The sequence below is a fragment of the Streptomyces sp. NPDC101227 genome (genome assembly GCF_044767545.1).
GTDB lineage: Bacteria > Actinomycetota > Actinomycetes > Streptomycetales > Streptomycetaceae > Streptomyces.
In genome coordinates this window covers 103703-118126 of record NZ_JBIWOD010000002.1, presented here as the reverse complement: position 1 = coordinate 118126, position 14424 = coordinate 103703, and the positions used below count along the sequence as shown (strand labels likewise).

The following is a 14424-nucleotide window of genomic DNA, read 5'->3' as shown; positions in this document are numbered from 1 at the left end:
CCCGTAGGGACCGGCACCACGCACTCTGCCTCTTGGAGCGCACACGAACGCAAGGCCCGGTGCCCCACGGGCGGACTCCCCTCGACGGGAGCGCTCAGACCCCCGCGTTGAGGAACAGCCCGCCGTCGACGACCAGCGTCTGCCCGGTGATCCACCCCGAGGCGTCGGACAGCAGGAAGGCCGCGGCCCCGCCGATGTCCTCCGGGACGCCGAGCCGCGCCATCGGGTAGCCGGCCGCCGCCTCCTCCTCGCGGTTCTCGTACAGCGCGGCGGCGAACTTGGTCTTGATCACCGCGGGCGCGATGGAGTTGACCCTGGCCACCGGCGCGAACTCGTGCGCGAGCTGCTGCGTCAGGTTCACCATGGCGGCCTTGCTCATGCCGTACGCCCCGATGAAGGGCGAGGCGCTGAGGCCGGCGATGGAGGCGATGTTGACGATCGCGCCGCCGTTGTCCTTCTGCCAGGCGTGCCAGGTGCGCTGCGCGAAGCCCAGCGCCGAGATGACGTTGGTCTCGAACACCTTGCGCGCCACGCCGAGATCGAGGTCGGCGATGGGGCCGAACACCGGGTTCGTACCGGCGTTGTTGACGAGGTAGTCGACGCGGCCGAAGGCCTCCATCGCGCGCTCCACGGCGACGCCCTGGTGGGCCTCGTCGTGCGCCTTGCCGGCGACGCCGATCACCCGGTCCGCGCCCAGCTTCTCGACGGCCTCCTTGAGGGCGTCCTCGTTGCGGCCGGTGATCACGACCCGGTCGCCGCGGGCCACCAGGGCCTCGGCGATGCCGTAGCCGATGCCCCGGCTGCCGCCGGTGACCAGCGCCACCTTGCCGCTGAGCTCGGGGAGTACGTTGTTCTGCTCGGTCATGTCCTGAACTCCCGTGGTCAGTTGAGCGGTCCGCCGGCGACGTACATGACCTGGCCGGAGACGAACCCGGCCGCCTCGCCCGTGAAGAAGGCGATGGCGTTGGCGATGTCCTCGGGCCTGCCGACGCGCTGCACCGGGATCTGGGTGGCGGCGGCGGCCTGGAAGTCCTCGAAGCCCATGCCGACGCGCTCGGCGGTGGACGCGGTCATGTCGGTGACGATGAAGCCGGGGGCGACGGCGTTGGCGGTGACGCCGAACTTGCCGAGCTCGATGGCGAGGGTCTTGGTGAAGCCCTGCAGACCGGCCTTGGCGGCGGAGTAGTTGACCTGGCCGCGGTTGCCGAGCGCCGAGCTGGAGGAGAGGTTGACGATGCGGCCGAACTTGGCGTCGACCATGTGCTTCTGACAGGCCCGCGACATGAGGAACGCACCCCGCAGATGCACGTTCATGACCGTGTCCCAGTCCATGTCGCTCATCTTGAACAGCAGGTTGTCGCGGAGCACGCCCGCATTGTTGACGAGCACGGTCGGCGCGCCGAGCTCGGCCGCGACCCGGGCGACGGCCGCCTCCACCTGCGCCGAGTCCGAGACGTCGCAGCCGACGGCGATGGCCTTGCCGCCCGCCGCGGTGATCTTCTCGACGGTGTCCTTGCACGCCGCCTCGTCGAGGTCGAGTACGGCGACGGCGCGGCCCTCAGCGGCCAGGCGGACGGCGGTGGCCGCGCCGATGCCGCGGGCCGCGCCCGTCACGATGGCGACGCGCTGCTCGGTGGTGGACATGCGGGTTCTCCTCACCCTCGAAACCTCGAAAGCGGCTTGCCGCACCGGCCGAACAGGTGAGCAACCGCTTAGTAGGGCTGACGCTAGAAGCCCGGCCACCCGCTGTCAACGCCCCGCCGCCGTGCCGTACCCCACCTCACCCGACGTCGAAGCGCCGGGCCCGTCCCAAGGACAGTCCCGGCGCCCGGCGCGGAGATCAGCGGTGTTCCGGCGGCTCAGCGCACCAGCAGCTCCAGCAGCCGCTTCGCCTCGGCGGCGGGGTCGGCGGTCAGGCCGGTGTGTACGGGACCCGGCTGGACGATCGTGCTGCGCGGCGCGATCAGCCAGCGGAACCGGCGCCCCGCGTCGTCCCCCGCGGCCTGTCCGGCCTGCGCGCCGCCGTGGCAGATGCCCTCCACGGCGGCGAGCGCGGCCCGTACGCCCTCGACGTCGCACGCGGGATCCAGCGCCCGCAGCCGAGCCTCGTCCAGATGGACGCGGGCCTCGACAAAGCTCCGCGCCCGGCAGTACACGATGACGCCGGCGTTGATCATCTCGCCCCGCTCGACCCGCGGCACGACCTTCAGGAGGGCGTACTCGAAAACATCGCGCCCATTGTGCAGACCGCTCACTTCACTGCCCTCCGCGGCAGCTTGTCCGCCAGCCATTCCGGTGCCTTGGAAGGGGCGTCCTTGGTGGGGTCCCCGATGGTGATGTGGTCGCTGATCATCTCGGCGCGAGCCAGCAGCGCCCTGACATAGGCCCGGCGCACCTCGTCCGGCGCCTCGAATCCCGGCTCGTCGGTCAGCCATTCGTCGGGGACCTCGGCCGCGATCCCGGTCAGCAGTTCCTCGGTGATACGCGGCGCGAACTCGGCGGCGGCCGCGGCGACGTCCGGGGCGAAACCGGCCAGCACATGGTCGGAGGCGTCGAAGGGCTTGACCGCGGCCTTCTCCGCGCTGGGCCAGTTGTGGTGCCAGATCATCGTGGCACCGTGGTCGATCAGCCACAGCTCGCCGTGCCAGACCAGCATGTTCGGATTGCGCCACGACCGGTCGACGTTATTGATCAGCGCGTCGAACCACACCACGCGCCCCGCCTCGCGCGAACTCACCTCGAACGCGAGCGGGTCGAAACCCAGCGACCCGGGGAGATAGTCCATCCCGAGGTTCAGCCCGCCGCTGGCCTTGAGCAGCTCCTGCACCTCCTGGTCGGGCTCGCTCAGCCCGATCACGGGGTCGAGCTGCATCTGGACCAGATCCGGCACCCGCAGACCGAGCCGGCGCCCCAGCAGCCCGCAGATGATCTCGGCCACCAGGGTCTTACGCCCCTGACCGGCACCGGTGAACTTCATGATGTACGTACCGAGATCGTCGGCCTCGACGATCCCCGGGAGCGATCCACCCTCACGCAAGGGCGTGACATAGCGAGTCGCTGTGACTTCTGTCAGCATTTTCCCAGGCTATCCGACCCCGCGACCTTAGGATCCACAATTAATCCGGACCCACACAAGCCGGGGTATCCGCCGCGAAAAGCTCTGGGGAGAATCCGGGGAGTTTCCACTGGCACGTTGGATCCCCCTTCCTCTCGCGCAGTCCGTCAATAACGGTGCGCCACTTGCTTCCGGCCTCCGGCATGACGCGAGCAGAGTAACCGAGCGTGACAGCCGGCGAGGAGTGCCCGCGCCACCGCCACCACGGACTCCCCGCCTCCAGCATCATCGAGGCATAGGCGTGCCCGGTCTCCGCAGTCGCCGTGTGCGGCTGGTTCGTGTTGTGTTCGAAGTGGTCGACTCCCGGTGCGGCGTTCGTGGTGCTGGTTGCCGCTCGTGTGGCATTCGCGTTCCGGGGAGCGAGTGCGCGGATTCGGAGGATCTCGTCGTGATCCGCGCCTCGCCCTCGACGGACACCCAGGTAGTGCGCCCTACTTCGGTGCCTGGAAGCCGCCGATCTTCGGCTCAAGCAATTCGGCCAGCCGCAGCGGGGTGCGGTCCTCGAACATCGGACCGATGAGCTGCACCCCCACCGGCAGACCCTCGGGCGACCGGCCCGCTGGTACAGCGGTGGCGGGTAGACCGGGCATAGTGGCCAGACCGGCCCAGACGAGCTGGTCGAAGTACGGATACTCGACGCCGTCGATGTCGATCCGGCGTTCCCTCGGATCGGGGTTGTGGTCGTGCGGGAACGCGGGAGTGGGCGTGATGGGACACACCACCGCATCGAACTCGGCGAAGAGCTGCCGCCAGCCGTGGCGGTGGAGCTCGCGACGGCTGTTCGCCTCGATCCAGTCGCGATGGCTGAACACCATGCCGCGCAGCATTGCCGCTTCGAGACTCTGGTCGTCGGCGCTCAGTTGGGCGGCACTGGTCCGCAGCTGCTCGTACGCGTCGACGGGGAAACGTGCGACGGAGCCCGAAAAAAGCAACTGCCTGTAGAGCATCGCGGCTTCGGTCAGATCGGGCAGCAGCGGACTGTCCCGCTCGACGCGAGCACCGCCGTCGACAAGCGCGTCGGCCACCCGGCCCACGCCCGCCCGCACGGCGGACCCGGTCGGAATGAACGGATGCTCGTCGAGGACCAGGACCCGGAAGTCGCGGAGCCGTTCGTGGCGCGCGGGCGGCAGCGTCAGGTGGTACGCCCTACCGAGCGTCAACGGGTCCGGTCCTGCCATGACGTCGAGCAGGAGCGTGAGGTCGCGAGCGGTGCGCGCCATCGGACCGACGACGGCGAGGTCGTGCTCGACCGGCAGGGCCGGCCCGGGCGGCGGGACCATGCCGCGGATCGCCGCCAGCCCGAGTGTCGGCTTGTGCGCGTAAATGCCGCAGAAATGCGCGGGGGTGCGCAACGACCCGGCGAGGTCGGAGCCGATGGACAGCGCGCCGAATCCGGACGCCAGGGCCGCCGCCGAGCCGCCGGAGGATCCGCCCGACGTACGACGGTGGTCCCACGGGTTGTTGGTGGTGCCGTAGATCTCGTTGAAGCTCTGTATGTCCTGCAGCCCCAAGGGCACATTGGTCTTCCCGAGCACCACCGCGCCCGCGGCCTTGAGCCGCGACACCTGCACCGCGTCCTCGGCAGGCATGTAGTCCCGGTGCGGCGGCATACCCCAGGTCGTGGGCAGCCCCGCCACGTCGTACGACTCCTTGACCGTCACCGGAATGCCCAGCAGCGGCCGGTCCTCACCGCGGGCGCGCGCCTGGTCGGCATCGCGCGCGGCGGCCCGTGCACGGTCGAAGTCCGGCACACAGATCGCGTTGATCGCATCGTCGTCCCGTTCAATACGGGCGATCGCCTCGTCGGTCAGTTCCGCCGAGGTCACTTCACCGGCACGCAAGGCAGCCGCGAGTTGTTCGGCCGTCGAAAAATTCCACTCCATGATCCGACCGTACGGGCCTGTGGAAGAGGGCACGAAATGCCGCTTTGCACAACGGGGTGGATGTGTCAATACTCATCTGCCTGGCGGTCCTCGACCCGATGATCGTGGTGCTGGTGGGACTCGTTCGGTCCGCGGGTGTCCGTCCGGCCGGCGGTGTGATGGCGCCGGACGTCATCGCGAACCGGCTCGTCAACTGGCCGCAGCTGCAGGAGCATCCGGCGTGGCTGCTGCGTCCCGTCGGACTGCCGCCCGCCACGCTCTTCGGCAGGACGAGGTCCAACTTCCCGTTGATTCCCAGGACTTGACGACGAACGCGCAGCACGCCTCTCGCAGCGACTGCTGACCCCCGCCCGGTGAACCGACGGCCCGCTCCCGCTCCGATGGAGGAGGACCGGGGCCGACGTCATGCGGGGCCTTTCCTAGAGGGCGTCCCGTCTCATCAAGGCGTTACTGGTCGTGCCCCTGCCGCACTTCCAGGCACAGCGCCCAGACGTCGGAGTCGCTGCCCGGGGAGGGCGAACCCCCGCTGTGGGTGGCGGCCGTCCAGTGCGCCGGGCCGGAGGTCCCGTCACCGGCCGGGGTGCCGGTGGCGTCGCTGGGGTAGCTGCCGTTGAGGTGGGGGCCGCCCGAAGTCGCCTTCGAGAAGTCGGTCGTGGTCACGTTGCCTCCGCTGATGGCGGCGCCCCCACTGACCAGCTGACCGTCCTCGCGGGAGCAGCCTGTCGTCACCTTCTGTCCGGTCGAGGCCGTGTTCGGGCCGTCCACCTCACTGAAGTGAACCGTCGTGGCCACGTGTTTGAGGTTGATGTCGTCGCCACTGCAGATCGCGTAGGCGTACGTCATGTTGTTCTCGCCGCGTCCGCCGCCGATCCCGCCGACCGCCGTCCAGGAGTCGGGGTTCCTCTGGCCGTCGCCCGCGGCGATCTGGCCGTAGTGGTGCTCGGCGTCATTGAAGGTGGGAAAGCTGGCGATCGGCTTGAGGCTGCCGACGCTGGCCGGGGTGGTCCGGGCGCCACCGCCGATCAGGACCGTGTTGGCCGGGCAGGTCGCCGTCACGAGGCGGTGCGACAGCCCGGCGGAGGGCCCGGCGATCTTGTTCATGACCACCTGGGTGTGCCTGATCAGGTTGCTGTGGAGGCATATCGCGTACGGGGTGGTGGAGAAGGAGTCGCTGCTGCGGCTCCCGCTGCCGCCGAACGCCAGCCAGTGCGTGACGTCGGTGCCGACGGTCCCGGGCGCGTCGATGTACTCGGTGCTGCCGTCGGCGCTGGGCGCCATGCCCATCACGTGATTGCCGTTGGACATGTCGTCGTCGCCGATGGCCTGGTCGGCCCCGCCGCCGGAGATGAGGCCGTCGGCGCAGTCCGCGTGCGAGGAGACCCCGGTGAAGGGGGTCGCGGGGCCCATGGTGGCCCCGGGGGTGCTGACGGTGACGTCGACGGTCTTGGCGTACGCGGTTCCCGGCACCGCCACGGTCAGCAGGCCGGCCAGGATCAGTGCCTTGGCCGTGGCGGAGCTCCGCCGGAGTTTCGTACTCATCAGATTCTGTCCCTTGATTCCGTGTGCGTGGCTGGTTGTCCGCAACCGATGGTTCAGACGCCGTCGTTGGCGCACAGCGCCCAGGCGTCGGTGTAGGTGCCGGACGATGCCTGTCCCCCGGTGTGGGCGGCGGCCGTCCAGTACGCCGCCGTGGTGGTCCCGTCGCTGACCGCGGCGCCGCCGGAGGTGCTGGGGAAGCTTCCGTTGAGGTGGTCACCGCCCGAACCCGGGCCGGTGAAGTCGGTGGTCGTCACGCTGCCTCCGCTGACCGCGGCGCCCCCGCTGACGAGCTTTCCGTCATTGCCGCCGCAGCCCACGGTCGCCGTCTGGCCGGTGCTCCCGGTGGTCGGGCCGCTCACCTCGCTGTGGCGGACCGTCACCGTGGCGCCGCTGACGTTGATGCCGCTTCCGCTGCAGATCGCGTAGGCGTAGGTGGTGTTGCTGCTGTTGATGCTGTTGTCCCAGCCGACGGCGGCCCAGGAGTCGGGGTTGGTCTCTCCGTCGGCCGCGGCCTTCTGGCCGAAGTCGTGCGCGGCGTTGTTGAAGGTGGGGAAGCCGGCGATGGTCTTGAAGGTGCCCGTGTTGCCCGGGGTGGTCCGGGCGCCGCCGCCGAGCAGGCGCGTGCCCGCCGGGCAGGTCGCCACGACGAGGCCCGGAGTGGCCCCGGTGGTGGGGGTGTTGGCCTTGTTCATGACCACCTGGGTGTGGTTGATCAGGTTGCTGGTGAGGCAGACCGCGTAGGGGGTCGTGGAGAACGAGGCGTTGACCTGGCCCCCGCTGCCGCCGATGCCCAGCCAGTGCGTCACGTCGGTGCCGACGACCCCGGTGGATCCGGTGTATTCGGAGGTGCCGTCGGGGCTGGGCGCGGTGCCGTTGACGTGGTTGCCGTTCACCCCCGCGCCGGTGCCGATGGCCTGGTTGATCCCGCCGCCGGAGACGAGGCCCGCGGCACAGTCCGCGTGGGTCGATATCTCGGAGTTGGCACCGGCGGGTCCGCTGGTGGCCCCGGGGGTCTTCACGGTCACGCTCACGGTGTTGGCGTAGGCGGCTCCCGGCACTGCCAGGGCGAGTACGGCACCCAGGAGCAGCGCCCTGCCCGCGGCGAAGCGGCGCAGAAGTCCTGTGTTCATGTGGATCTCCCCATCCAATGGGCGATAAGCGGCAGGCGATGAGCGATGAGCGATGGACAGCGAAGGCTGCATGGCGCGGTACGAAGCGGTATCCGGAAGGGGGGACGGGCGTCGTCGGTGCGGAATTGCCACGGCATCACAACGGCTGCCTGCCTCGCGGATGTACGCGCTCAGGGGCAGACCAGGGGCTCGGACCAGCCATTTCGCCACCCTGTCCCGAGCAGCGCATGCGGACTTTAACAGCCCTTCACCTGCACATCTACAAGGAATTTTGGAATCCTGGGTAGCAGATGACAAATCGCAAGAGGTGACTTACCAGTAGCCCGAGCGCGCCCGCGGGTCACACCCCGGACGCGAAGACGCCCCCCGTTCGGGGGGCGGGAACTCCGTGCCGTCGGGCTTCCCGACTGCCTCGCCCGCCCCACCCACACAGGCGCCTGGCTTGTGGCTCCCGTCGCCGCGGAGATCGGCTTCGTCTGCGCCTGCGGGTCGTCACCACGAGAGCAAGTGGTCGTGCCTGGCCATCGCCGGCCAGGTACTCCTTGGTGCTCAGTCCGCCGCGGGAGCGTACGGGTCCGTGAGCGGTGGGTTCGGACCGGCCGGCCGGCTCCTTTCCCCGGTTCGGGCGGCGTGCTGGTGGGCGCGGCAGACGGCGGAGTCCACCGACACGGTCCAGCCGACGTCGTCGTCGGCGTCCGCCGCGGCCAGGACGGCGGCGAGGATCCGTTGCCACGTGCCGTCGACGGCCCACCGCAGCAGGCGTTTGTGGGCGGTCTGGAACGAACCGAGCTCACCGGGCAGATCCCTCCAGGGCGAGCAGGTGCGGTACTTCCACGCGATGGCCTCCAGCGTGCGGCGATGGTCGGCCCACCGCCGTCCGCGGACAGGATCGGCCGGCATCAACGGCTCGAGGCGGTTCCACATCGCATCAGTGATTACCAATCGGACAGACACGTCCGATCAACTGACCAAACCATCAAAGAGACACGCTCTGCGTCCCCCGCGTTGCGGCGACCGAACCCGAAGACGAGCCAAGAACAGGCAAGAGCAGACAAGAACAGGCAAGAGCAGACAAGGGCTGCGCACCGGTGTGCGTCGTAACCTCCCCCTCCCTCCGACCCATATCCCACTCCTGACCAGCGCTTCCGGACGAGTCACCGACCAGAACCCCGACTCACCCGGCAGGCTCGGTCGAACGGCCCGGATACACGAAGGCCGTTGTGCGTCCGCGCCGCGTCGGACGCCGAGTGGTACACAACATGGCACTAAGGGACATTTAATTCCGCACTTGTTGTCGCGAGAGCGAACGCCTCAACATCGGTGTGTGCCTACAAACTCTCCTGTTCTCCGACGTCGACGCCGGCGGCGGGCCGACCCGGATCAAGGTCGGTTCGCACCTGGACGTCCCGCACTTCCTCGCCCCGGAGGGTGAGCGCGGCATGGACTTCATGGAGCTCTGCAAGACCATGGACGCAGCGGGCAGGCTCGACGCCCCCGACGACCGCCCGCTGGCGCACGCAACCGGGCAGGCCGGTGACGTCTATCTGTGCCACCGGGCCCGCGTTGGCGGCGGCCACGACGGCGAAGTCGCGCTCCGGCACCAGGAGCAGCGCAACACACTGGCCGAAGCCCGAGCCGCCGTGCCCGACGGTGCGCACCCCGTCCACGTCGCGGAGGAACCAGCCCAGCCCGACGGCGTCGCCGAACGAGCCGTCCGGCAGTGCGACGGTCGGCTCCTTCATCTGCGCCGGCGACGCGCTCCGACGTCGGCCGGTCGTACCACCGTGCCACCCACTGTCATTCTCATCCTCCATGTTCTTCGGCCCAGTTGAGCCGCGCCTCGGGACGCACCGGGGCACCCGGCTGGGCGTAACACCAGGAACGAGGAAGGTGAGCGGACCTGACCTTTCCGGGGCCGGTCCGGTCGGGCGCACGCGCCGGGTGCTGACGTACAGCGTCGGGCCGGAGCAGGCCCGGACCGCCGCAGATCCAACCGGCCGCCCCTCGGTCGCCTAGCTCCCGGCGGCCGGCTCGCGCAGGAACTCCAGGATGGTGTCGGTCTGCCCGAAGAGGGCGTGCCCGGCCTCGGGCAGGAGGCGCACCGTCGCCTGCGGCACGCACGTACGCACCCGCCGGGCGGTCTCCGCGGAGTCGAACAGGACATCGCGCTCCCCGGCGATCACCAACATCGGCATGGCGAGTTGGCGCAGTGCCTCGTCCGGGACGACCGGCAGTCGCTCGGTACGCGGTTTGAAGTGCGTGAAGGTGAGGACCACGGTGTCGAGGACCGGCTGGAATTTCGGGTCTTCCAGGCCGGTCGCCGTGCGTACCGAGCGGGCAACGCCCTTGCGTCCGAGGGTGCGCAGCAACAGTGTCTTGAACAGCAGACCCAGCTTCTGCCGACCCAGGCCGCCCGGGCACAGCAGCGCCAGACGCGTCACCCGCTCCGGCCGGCGGCGGGCGTAGTCCAGCGCCAGCCAGCCGCCGAGGGAGGTCGCAACGATGGCCGTCCGGGAGATACCGAGGCCGTCCAACGCGTCGTCCAGCCACTGCGCGGAGGCGTCCGAGGCCAGCGGCGGCCGGGCGGGCGCGCTGAAGCCCGGCTCTCCGATGACGTCCACGGCGTAGGTGCGGAAGTGCCTGGACCAGGTGGCGACGTCGTCCAGCCACATCGTCGCGTTCGCGCCCGAACCGTGCAGCAGTATCAGGGGCGGTGCGTCCTTCGGTCCGGAGGCGACGACGAACGTCTCCCCCTGACGGGTCGGCAGCCGCAGGTGCTCGGCCGGCACCGGCCAGGCGTCCAGCGCTCCCTGATAGCGCCGCAGGATCTCCTCCGCCCCGGCCTGGGACTTGTAGAGCACGTTCGTGCCTGCACCCTTGCCCGTCCCTGCCCTCATGCCTGTCTTCGTCCCCATGCCCTCGTTCGTGCTCACGATGCGAGCACCCCCTCCACGTATTCCAACAGTCGTGCCGTGTCGGCCAGTCCACCGAGGACGATGACCTTCATCCGGGCCCGGTCCTTGTCGTGCACCGTCTCGATCCGCAGCGGGCGCTCACCCGGGCCGCGGCCTGCGGCGGCGGTCATCAGGAGCGTGGTCAGACGGTCAGCCGTCCTGGGGTCGATGTCCTCGACCTCCACGATGCTCGATACCTCGGTGTGGCGCTGTCGCCCGGCCGTTCCGTCATCGGGCGCGGGCGCCGGGCGGCCGGTGAAGGCCTCCAGGTCCTCGTGCGCGATGCGGTACTGCTTGCCGATCCGGGCGGCGGGCAGCCGCCCGTCGCGCACGTAGTTGCGGACGGTGCGCGCGTGCAGCCCCAGGTGGTTGGCCACCTGCTCCACGGAGTAGAAGCGGTCACTCATGAAAGTACCTTAACCTTCCCCATCTGCCGCCATCCATAGGGAAGGTTGCGGAAAATAGGGAGGGTTAGGGCCACTACCCAGGTCCGCTTCGCGACCTGACGTGGGTGTGGGGTGTAGCGCCTGGTGGGGAACCGGGGGCATCTCGGTGGCCCGGAAGAGCTGCGTCATGAAGTCGGTCGGGCCGCAGGAGGCAACGGGCCGGCGTTCCCCGCCCCGCGGCTGCGGTGGCACGCGAACTCGGCGGTTCTCGGCACGTAGGAATATCGGTCCAGTAGGGCGTTCGGTGCGTGCGGATACGGCAATCAATGTTGCTCGGGAAGATCAAGAGCACTCACATGAGTGAAACCGGCCGAGGCGATTTGGTCTCGATGGACATAGCTCGACTACGGTGATGGAAGAGCGGGTGATGGACCCCATCGGCGAGGAATTCTTCCCGGCAGGGAAATCGCGAATTCTGCAAATGGGTGCTTCCGTCCGCCCAGTTGTGCTGCTCCGGTGTTCGCAGTGCCGGGGGTCCCCGTCATACGTATGCGTAGAGAGGCTGGAACACCATGCCGCCCGTAGTACCGCCCTTCCTGATCGGCCTCATCGCCGCGCCGCTGGCCAAGCGCTTCCTCAAGCCGCTGATGCGCGGCGTCGTCAAGACGTCCGTCGGTCTCGCCCTCGAGGTGAAGAAGGCGACCCATGAGGCCGGCGAGAACATCCACGACCTTGCAGCTGAGGTGGCCGCCGAGATGGTGGCGGCGCAGATGGCCACCGGTGACGTCGAAGCCCGTCCGGGTGACGCTCAGCAGGCCGCCGAGAGTGACACCCCGAAGGGCGAGAAGGACGAGGCCGCCGCCCGGGCGGAGGGCGAGGCGAGGGCTCCGAAGATCCGCGCGACTGCCGGCGCGGGCAAGGCGCGCTGACGGTTCGTCCAGCGGCCTCGGCCGCCGCACGGGCTCGGATAAATGCGCCCGAGTGGCGGTCGGCCGCGGATCCGCCGGCCGCATCGTTTTCCCCGGACTTTCCACTCTGTCGCATTAATTCGTCGTGCTCGTCACGGTTTTAGCGACCTCCACAAACAGGTGATCGTACACATGCCATCTCTGCTGGGTGCCGCAGCCGGATATCGCTCCGTGGATTTGGACGTGCGGCCTCGTTCGGTTATTCCGGGCCGCCAGCGCTGGGAAATCAAGCCGGTTCTCGGACGGCCTCAGGCGGCCGAACTCCTCGCCGCAACGCTTCGACGTCTTCCCGGGATCACCGAGGCGCAGGCCAGCCCGATCACCGGCGGGGTCCTCGTCCGGCACGACGCGCGGGTGAAAGCCGCGGACGTCGGCCGGCTCGTCCGCAAAGCCGTCACCCTGGTTGTGGAGCGCTCGGCCGGAGCTGGGCGTCCGGCCCCGGCACGGCCCGCCGCCCAACCTGCCCCGCGTCCGGATCACGGCGTCGCGCGCCCCGTGCTCGCCGTCGGGGGTGGCGTGGCGGCCGGCATCGCCCTGATCCGCGGGTCGGCGCTGAGCAAGCAGCTCGTGGCGCTGGGCGGAGTGGCGGTGGCGACCGGGGCCGTTGTCCGGAAGGCCTGGCGCAGCACGGTCGACGCGACCCAGGACCTGCCCGGAACCGGAGCCGAACGACACCCGCTGCTGGAGATCGTCGGACCGCACCGCCGTCGTCTCTACCGCGCCTCCGCGCTGTCGGTCGCCTGCCAGGTCTCGGAGATGGCGCTCGGCACCTTCCTCGGCTGGACCGCGCTGGTGCTCATCAAGGGTGAGGCCGCGCCTCTGGTCAGCCTCGGCCTGACCACCGCGTCCGCTCAACTCTGGGGCCTGGCCGGGCTGGTGGCCGCCGCCTGTGCCGCCGTGGCGGGCCTCTCGTACTCCTCGAACCTCCAGTGGCGCCGGCTCGGCCAGAACATCGAGCACGACTGGCGCAACCGCACGTACGCCCATGTGCAGCACCTCGAACTGCGGCATCTTGAAGGCGAGCGGACCACCCGGATCGCCGGTGCGCTCACCGACGACGTCCGCCAGCTGGGCGCCTTCTTCGCCACCTCGGCCAACGACCTGCTGCAACTGGGCACCAGCCTGGCCCTCCTGGTGCCGCTGTTCCTGCTGCTGGCGCCGGGGATCGCCTGGATCGCGTTCCTGCCCATCCCGGTCATCGCCTGGCTGTCGTTCCACTACCAGGACAAGGTCGCGGCCGACTACGCCGTCTCCGGCGAGCACCGCGCCAGGCTGCACAGCCAACTGGTGAACACGCTGGAGGCAGGCGCCACCGTCAAGAGCTTCTGCACCGAGGACTACGAGGCCGAGCGCATCGACCGGCTGAGCGGGGAGGCGCAGGAGAGCAGCCAAGGGACCGACCGGAGCACGATCCGTCACGCCGAGATCGTCCGGGTCTGCACGACCAGCTCGATGGCCGGAACCCTGCTGATCGGCGGCCGGTCGGTGCTCAACGGCAGCCTGCCGTTCGAGGTGTTCAGCCCACTGATCGGGCTGCCCCAGATGGTGCTGCTGCGGATGAACCGGCTCGGCGGCATCGTCGACCAGTACCAGCGCACGATCACCGCCTACGACCGGGTCCAGCGGCTGCGCGCCCTGCCCGCCGAGACCGACGGCACCGGCGGACCGCTCGCCGTCGAGGAGGTACGCGGGGAGATCGTCCTCGACAACGTGACCTTCGCCTACCCCGGTCGGCCGCCGGCGCTCGAGGACCTCTCGCTGACCGTCCCCGCCGGTCAGGTCACCGCCCTCGTCGGCGCCACCGGCTCCGGCAAGACGACGATCGCCAAGCTGCTGATGCGATTCCAGGACGCGGAGTTCGGCAGCGTGCTGCTCGACGGACGGGACGTGCGCGACGTGCCGCGGCACGCACTGCGCCACGCGATCGGGTTCGTCGCCCAGGACCCCTTCCTCTTCGACGGCACCATCGCCGACAACATCCGCTACGGCAGCTTCGGCGCCTCGGACGAGGCCGTGGTCGAGGCGGCCATGATGGCCGAGGCACACACCTTCATCGCGACGCTGCCGAACGGCTACGACACGGTGATCGGCGAGCGCGGCGCCGCCCTCTCGGGCGGCCAGCGGCAGCGGATCGCGCTGGCGCGCGCGATCCTCAAGGACGCGCCGGTCGTGATCCTCGACGAAGCCACCTCCGCCGTGGACAACGAGACCGAGGCGGCCATCCAGCGCACGCTCCGCGTCTTCGCGGCCGACCGGACGATGGTGATCATCGCCCACCGGCTCTCCACGGTCCGCCACGCCGACCGGATCTACGTCATGGACAAGGGCGGAGTCGTCGCCGAGCAGGGCACGCACGACGAACTCCTCGCCCAGCACGGACTCTACGCATCCCTCTGGCAACTCCAGGCCGGCGAACTCGCTGCCTGACCGGAGCTGCCGCGGGGGGCGG

The 14424-nt window shown here is 69.7% G+C and carries 13 protein-coding genes and 1 pseudogene; 3 read left to right on the top strand and 11 right to left on the bottom strand.

Annotated features, from left to right (window positions below):
- Positions 1–94 precede the first annotated feature (94 nt).
- From ACIRPT_RS04365 to ACIRPT_RS04345, 5 genes are all read right to left on the bottom strand, one after another.
- Positions 95–865 (bottom strand): SDR family oxidoreductase, encoded by a 771-nt coding sequence (locus tag ACIRPT_RS04365; RefSeq protein ID WP_403822034.1) that lies wholly within the window; start codon positions 863–865, stop codon positions 95–97.
- Between the two features lie 17 nt (positions 866–882).
- On the bottom strand, positions 883–1644 hold the full coding sequence (gene fabG, locus ACIRPT_RS04360) for a 3-oxoacyl-ACP reductase FabG (RefSeq protein WP_403507722.1): 762 nt from the start codon (positions 1642–1644) through the stop codon (positions 883–885).
- 215 nt (positions 1645–1859) lie between these two features.
- Positions 1860–2255: a DUF3037 domain-containing protein gene (locus ACIRPT_RS04355; protein WP_403507724.1), complete on the bottom strand. Its 396-nt coding sequence runs from the start codon at positions 2253–2255 to the stop codon at positions 1860–1862.
- Positions 2252–3076, bottom strand: a complete 825-nt coding sequence (locus ACIRPT_RS04350; protein WP_403822029.1) for a HipA family kinase — start codon at positions 3074–3076, stop codon at positions 2252–2254. Before ACIRPT_RS04350 ends, ACIRPT_RS04355 begins: the two co-directional genes overlap by 4 nt.
- Before the next feature lie 470 nt (positions 3077–3546).
- Entirely contained in the window at positions 3547–4998 is a 1452-nt protein-coding gene (locus ACIRPT_RS04345; RefSeq protein ID WP_403822027.1) for an amidase, read from the bottom strand.
- Positions 4999–5060: 62 nt separating this feature from the next.
- Here ACIRPT_RS04345 and ACIRPT_RS04340 point away from each other — a divergent pair, with 62 nt between their 5' ends.
- A complete protein-coding gene (locus ACIRPT_RS04340) occupies positions 5061–5303 on the top strand; it encodes a hypothetical protein (RefSeq protein ID WP_403822024.1) in 243 nt (80 codons plus the stop codon).
- 142 nt (positions 5304–5445) lie between these two features.
- On the opposite strand, the gene ACIRPT_RS04335 is transcribed toward ACIRPT_RS04340, so the two are convergent.
- From ACIRPT_RS04335 to ACIRPT_RS04310, 6 genes and pseudogenes are all read right to left on the bottom strand, one after another.
- Positions 5446–6537 (bottom strand): hypothetical protein, encoded by a 1092-nt coding sequence (locus ACIRPT_RS04335; RefSeq protein ID WP_403822021.1) that lies wholly within the window; start codon positions 6535–6537, stop codon positions 5446–5448.
- Positions 6538–6590: 53 nt separating this feature from the next.
- On the bottom strand, positions 6591–7667 hold the full coding sequence (locus ACIRPT_RS04330) for a hypothetical protein (protein ID WP_403822018.1): 1077 nt from the start codon (positions 7665–7667) through the stop codon (positions 6591–6593).
- Between the two features lie 490 nt (positions 7668–8157).
- Positions 8158–8621: pseudogene (locus ACIRPT_RS04325) on the bottom strand (IS5 family transposase); the annotation flags it as partial.
- A 374-nt stretch (positions 8622–8995) separates the two neighbouring features.
- Entirely contained in the window at positions 8996–9409 is a 414-nt protein-coding gene (locus tag ACIRPT_RS04320; RefSeq protein ID WP_403822015.1) for a hypothetical protein, read from the bottom strand.
- A gap of 270 nt (positions 9410–9679) precedes the next feature.
- Positions 9680–10600 carry an alpha/beta fold hydrolase gene (locus ACIRPT_RS04315; RefSeq protein WP_403822012.1) on the bottom strand — a complete coding sequence of 307 codons (921 nt, stop codon included), beginning with the start codon at positions 10598–10600 and terminating at the stop codon, positions 9680–9682.
- Positions 10597–11028, bottom strand: coding sequence for a helix-turn-helix domain-containing protein (locus ACIRPT_RS04310; protein WP_403822009.1), 432 nt, complete (start codon positions 11026–11028; stop codon positions 10597–10599). Before ACIRPT_RS04310 ends, ACIRPT_RS04315 begins: the two co-directional genes overlap by 4 nt.
- Before the next feature lie 551 nt (positions 11029–11579).
- Here ACIRPT_RS04310 and ACIRPT_RS04305 point away from each other — a divergent pair.
- Positions 11580–11936, top strand: coding sequence for a DUF5132 domain-containing protein (locus tag ACIRPT_RS04305; RefSeq protein ID WP_403822006.1), 357 nt, complete (start codon positions 11580–11582; stop codon positions 11934–11936).
- Positions 11937–12107: 171 nt separating this feature from the next.
- On the top strand, positions 12108–14402 hold the full coding sequence (locus ACIRPT_RS04300; RefSeq protein WP_403822003.1) for an ATP-binding cassette domain-containing protein: 2295 nt from the start codon (positions 12108–12110) through the stop codon (positions 14400–14402).
- Positions 14403–14424 lie beyond the last annotated feature (22 nt).

What these genes read in the sequence shown, in the direction of transcription:
- ACIRPT_RS04330 (WP_403822018.1), bottom strand. Translation starts at nt 7,667, where the DNA reads ATGAACACAGGACTTCTGCGCCGCTTCGCCGCGGGCAGGGCGCTGCTC.
- ACIRPT_RS04310 (WP_403822009.1), bottom strand. Translation starts at nt 11,028, where the DNA reads ATGAGTGACCGCTTCTACTCCGTGGAGCAGGTGGCCAACCACCTGGGG.
- ACIRPT_RS04365 (WP_403822034.1), bottom strand. Translation starts at nt 865, where the DNA reads ATGACCGAGCAGAACAACGTACTCCCCGAGCTCAGCGGCAAGGTGGCG.
- ACIRPT_RS04335 (WP_403822021.1), bottom strand. Translation starts at nt 6,537, where the DNA reads ATGAGTACGAAACTCCGGCGGAGCTCCGCCACGGCCAAGGCACTGATC.
- ACIRPT_RS04320 (WP_403822015.1), bottom strand. Translation starts at nt 9,409, where the DNA reads ATGAAGGAGCCGACCGTCGCACTGCCGGACGGCTCGTTCGGCGACGCC.
- ACIRPT_RS04350 (WP_403822029.1), bottom strand. Translation starts at nt 3,076, where the DNA reads ATGCTGACAGAAGTCACAGCGACTCGCTATGTCACGCCCTTGCGTGAG.
- fabG (WP_403507722.1), bottom strand. Translation starts at nt 1,644, where the DNA reads ATGTCCACCACCGAGCAGCGCGTCGCCATCGTGACGGGCGCGGCCCGC.
- ACIRPT_RS04300 (WP_403822003.1), top strand. Translation starts at nt 12,108, where the DNA reads ATGCCATCTCTGCTGGGTGCCGCAGCCGGATATCGCTCCGTGGATTTG.
- ACIRPT_RS04305 (WP_403822006.1), top strand. Translation starts at nt 11,580, where the DNA reads ATGCCGCCCGTAGTACCGCCCTTCCTGATCGGCCTCATCGCCGCGCCG.
- ACIRPT_RS04345 (WP_403822027.1), bottom strand. Translation starts at nt 4,998, where the DNA reads ATGGAGTGGAATTTTTCGACGGCCGAACAACTCGCGGCTGCCTTGCGT.